Origin of the sequence: Tahibacter caeni, assembly GCF_024609805.1 — a bacterium.
In the GTDB taxonomy this organism is placed as follows: domain Bacteria; phylum Pseudomonadota; class Gammaproteobacteria; order Xanthomonadales; family Rhodanobacteraceae; genus Tahibacter; species Tahibacter caeni.
This window is the reverse complement of record NZ_JANFVR010000376.1, coordinates 1-4131: the sequence shown is the minus strand read 5'-3', so window position 1 is coordinate 4131 and position 4131 is coordinate 1. Positions and strand designations below refer to the sequence as shown.

Annotated in this window: 4 protein-coding genes; all 4 read right to left on the bottom strand. The window is 69.8% G+C overall.

The genetic code is table 11. From position 1 onward, the window contains the following. Positions 1-92: 92 nt before the first annotated feature. The 4 genes from NON22_RS21050 to NON22_RS21035 all read right to left on the bottom strand — a co-directional run bounded on the left by NON22_RS21050 (position 93) and on the right by NON22_RS21035 (position 3896). Positions 93-1325 (bottom strand): TraB/GumN family protein, encoded by a 1233-nt coding sequence (locus tag NON22_RS21050; RefSeq protein ID WP_257388947.1) that lies wholly within the window; start codon positions 1323-1325, stop codon positions 93-95. A 154-nt stretch (positions 1326-1479) separates the two neighbouring features. Next, positions 1480-2367 (bottom strand): carbon-nitrogen hydrolase, encoded by an 888-nt coding sequence (locus NON22_RS21045; protein WP_257388946.1) that lies wholly within the window; start codon positions 2365-2367, stop codon positions 1480-1482. Next, a complete protein-coding gene (locus NON22_RS21040; protein ID WP_257388944.1) occupies positions 2364-3401 on the bottom strand; it encodes an agmatine deiminase family protein in 1038 nt (345 codons plus the stop codon). Before NON22_RS21040 ends, NON22_RS21045 begins: the two co-directional genes overlap by 4 nt. Before the next feature lie 165 nt (positions 3402-3566). After that, complete coding sequence (locus NON22_RS21035) at positions 3567-3896, bottom strand: hypothetical protein (protein WP_257388943.1); 330 nt, start codon at positions 3894-3896, stop codon at positions 3567-3569. Between the last annotated feature and the right edge of the window lie 235 nt (positions 3897-4131).

Here is a 4131-nt window from a genome sequence, read left to right as displayed (position 1 = left end):
GCCGGCGGTTTCGCGGCGCGAGCCGGCGGCGGCTCGCCGGGCCGCATCGCGGGCAACGACCGGCGTGGCGCCGGCGCCTGTCCGATGCGTGCTCAAGTCAGGCTCTTGAGAATGCGGAATCCGGCGAGCCAGACGCCGATCATGCCGCCGAAATTGGTCAGCAGAAAAACCAGCAAGGTGCGCGAAATGCGATTTTTCCACCAGCCGGTCCAGACGCTGACGTCGTGGCGCAGGCTGTCGAAATCGGCGACGCGCGGCTTGCGCAGCCAGACCTCGACGCCGGCGCTGGCCACGCCCGGCGGAATGCCGGGCCGGAACGGTTTCAGCGGCGCGACGACGGCCGCGGCGAGCACCGACAGCGGATGGCCGCCGCCGAGCAGCGCGCCGAGGCCGGCCAGGCCGCCGGTCCAGAGGATCCAGTCGCGCAGCGCGTCGGTGCCGAGCGCGGCGTCGCGCTTGAACAGCAGCACGACGGCGACGGCGATCGCGGCGAACAGGCCCAGCGCGAGCCATTTCGGCCAGCGCGCGCCCGGCGGCACGGTGTCCAGGGTCGCGCGCAGCGCGACGGGCGGCGTCTTCTGTTCGGCTAGTTCGCGCTCGAGCCCGCCCAGGTGGCCGGCGCCGACGACGGCGAGCACGCGCCGCACCGGCGTCTTGATCTGCTCCTCGCGCAGGCGCGCGGCCATGTAGCTGTCGCGTTCGGCGATCAGGCTGCGGTACAGCGGCTCGGACTCCTTCGCGAACTCCGAGAACGCGCTTTCGAGCATGTCGCCGCGCTTGAGCTTCTCGATGTCCTGTTCGCCGATTTCCTCGCTGGACAGCACGCTCGCACCGAGGCCGCTGAGTATGCCCATGCGGTCCCAGAAGCCGACGCTGCGGTAGGCGCGCTTGAGCGTGACGCCGATGTCGCGGTCGATCAGCCAGACCGGAATGGCGCGCGCCTCGGCCGCCTCGAACGCGGCCTTGAGCTCGGCGCCGGCCTCGATGCCGTATTGCTCGGCGAGACGGCGCTGGAACGCCGACAGGGCCAGATTGGCCGCGACGAGACCGGCCTTGCCCTGGCGGATGACCTGGAACAAATCCATTTTTCGCAACAGTTCCGGATCGCGCATCGACGCGTGGCGGTTCGTGTCGAGCTCCACGGCGACCGCGTCGAACGGCTCGCGCTCGATCAGCGCCTGCACGGCGGCGACGCTCGCGCGCGAAACGTGCGCCGTGCCGAGCAGGACGAACTCGGTGTCGTTCAGCGTCACGCGGCGTATCGGCTGGTCCTGCAGCGGGTCGGGCGGCCCGAAATCTTCCGGGCGGGGGTCTTCGGTCGTCATGAAGGAGGCGGTGTCGGAACGTCGGAATCGTTTTGACGCCTGCGCGTTCCCGGGTCAAGGGATGGTGCGAGCGCCGCGAATCGTGGTCGAAAGAGTGGAGGAAGGCGGCGGGAGCGTGGCCTCGCCGCGTCGGTGTTTCGGCGCGTGCCGGGCCTCAGTCGCGGAAGCGGCGCAGCAGATCGCCGTACGCGTCGATGCGGCGGTCGCGCAGGAACGGCCAGATGCGGCGCACCTGCTCGCTGCGCTTCAGATCGATGTCGGCGACGAGCAGCTCGCGCGCGTCGCTGCCGGCCTGCGCGAGGAACTCGCCCTGCGGTCCGGCGACGAAGCTCGTGCCCCAGAACTGGATGCCGCGGCCGCCGTCGGGCGCCGCCTCGAAGCCGGTGCGGTTGCAGGCCAGCAGCGGAATGCCGTTGGCGACCGCGTGGCCGCGCTGCACGGTGATCCAGGCTTCGCGCTGGCGCTGCTTCTCGGCCGCCTCGTCCTGCGGATCCCAGCCGATCGCGGTCGGGTATAGCAGCAGTTCCGCGCCGGCCAGCGCCATCAGGCGCGCACCTTCGGGATACCACTGGTCCCAGCAGACCAGCACGCCGAGACGGCCGACCGAGGTCTGCACCGGCTCGAAGCCGAGATCGCCCGGCGTGAAATAGAACTTTTCGTAGAACGCCGGATCGTCGGGAATGTGCATCTTGCGATAGCGCCCGGCGATCGCGCGCGAACGGTCGAACACGACGGCGGTGTTGTGGTACAGACCGGCCGCGCGGCGCTCGAACAGCGACGCGACGACGACGAGCTTCAGTTGCTCGGCCAGCGCGCCGATGCGCTCGGTCGACGGACCGGGAATCGCTTCGGCGCGGTCGAACTCGTCGATGCTTTCGTGCTGGCAGAAATACGGCCCATTGTGCAGCTCCTGCAGCAGCACGAGCTGCGCGCCGGCCGCGGCCGCTTCGCGCAGGCCGGCTTCGACGGCGTCGAGATTCGCGGCGACGCTGCCACGGTCGGTTTCCTGCAGCAGCGCCACGCGCAAGGTCTGCGATTTCATGCGACGACTCCTTTGGGCAGCTGCATGGTCACGCAGTGGAGGCTGCCGTTCTGCCAGATAAGGGGGCGGCACGGGATCTGCACAATGGTGCGGCCCGGATGCGCCGCGGCGATGACACGCGCGGCCTCCGCATCGGCCGGATCGCCGTAGCCCGGAATCAGCACCGCGCCGTTGACGATCAGGTAGTTCGCGTACGAGGCCGCGAGGCGGCGGCCGTCGTCGCGTATCGGCTTCGCCCAGGGCAGCGCGTGCAGGCGGTAAGGCTTGCCGTCGGCCGTGCGCAGCGCGGCGAGCTCTTCGGCCATCGCATTGAGCTCGGCGTAGTGCACGTCGTCCGGATCGTCGCATCCCTGATAGACGATGGCGTCGTCCGGCGCGAAGCGCGCGAGCGTGTCGATGTGCGCGTCGGTGTCGTCGCCTTCGAGATAGCCGCGGTCGAGCCAGAGAATGCGGCGTGCTTCGAGGCCGTCGGTCAGCGCCCGGGCCATCTGCGCGCGGCTGAGCTGCGGATGGCGCTGGCTCAGGCATTTCCAGGTCGTCAGTATCGTGCCGGCGCCGTCGGATTCGATGCCGCCGCCTTCCAGCGCCCAGTCGATGCGCCGGTGCGCGGCCGGCACGAACAGGCCGCGCGCGATCAGTCCCTGCACGAGGCGGTCGTCGCGGCCGGCTTCGAACTTGCCGCCCCAGCCGGTGAAGCGGAAGTCGGTCAGCTGGTAGTGCTTGCCGTCGAACAGGGTGATCGGGCCCGAGTCGCGCAGCCAGGTGTCGTCGTATTCGATCTCGATGAAGCGCAGTCGCGCCGCATCGGCGCCGGCTTCACGCAGCAGGTTTTCGGCGCGCGCACGCACCGTCGCGTCGGCGACGCAGACGATCGCGGTCTCGAAGCGCGTGATCGCCGTGATCAGTGCCGTATAGGTCGTTTCGACATCGGCCAGGCGCTCGGCCCAGTCGGTGTCGGCATGGGGCCAGGCCAGCAGAACGGCGGACTGCGCCTCCCACTCGGCAGGCAGGCGCAATGCGGTAGTGGACGTCACCAGGGCATTCCTTCCAGATCAGGACATGCGCGGCGCGTCGGCATCGGCTCCGGCGCGTCGCGGAATCGCGCAGCATAGCGGAGCAGGGGGCGCGGACCAAGCCGTTGTCGGACAAGGGCTTGGCGGGAGCTGCGCCGGCGCGCACCGGAGCGCCGGCGGCGGCGTTCAATGCCTGGACTTGGGGCCGATCTCGGTGCTGCCGGCGCGCTTGGCCACCGAATCGATGACGTGGCTGCGCTCGAAGTAGACGATGAAGTTGTCGTATTCCCAGCGATTGATGACCGGATGCTGCGGCTTGCCGCCGCCGCGCGGATCGAGCTTCGCGAGCGGCGCGCCGTAGCGGCTCTCGACCTGGGCCATGCTCATGCCGCGCGTGGGCATGGACATGCTGGATTCCTTCTGGGTGCGTTCCATCAGCAAGGTGTCGGCGCCGGCATTGCTGGCGACGACGGCCAGACCCAGGGCGACGAGCAGCGGGAACAGGCGGAATGTCATGACGTTCTCCTCGGCCTTTCAGGTGGCCAGATGCGGCAAACCGCGTTGTAACAGAAGGTTGCGCCAACTTCCATGAAGCCGTCTGCGCTCGGTTCAGGACCGGACACGTCAACCGATGCGCCGAGCCTGCGTTGAGGTCGGGGCCGGGCGGCAGGGTGCGCCGCCGCGGCGGGCCCGGCGGCCGCACCATGCCCGGCCCGGCCGGGAGTCCGCGAATCGCCGCAATGCCCCGGCT

What these genes read in the sequence shown, in the direction of transcription:
- NON22_RS21035 (WP_257388943.1), bottom strand. Translation starts at nt 3,896, where the DNA reads ATGACATTCCGCCTGTTCCCGCTGCTCGTCGCCCTGGGTCTGGCCGTC.
- NON22_RS21045 (WP_257388946.1), bottom strand. Translation starts at nt 2,367, where the DNA reads ATGAAATCGCAGACCTTGCGCGTGGCGCTGCTGCAGGAAACCGACCGT.
- NON22_RS21050 (WP_257388947.1), bottom strand. Translation starts at nt 1,325, where the DNA reads ATGACGACCGAAGACCCCCGCCCGGAAGATTTCGGGCCGCCCGACCCG.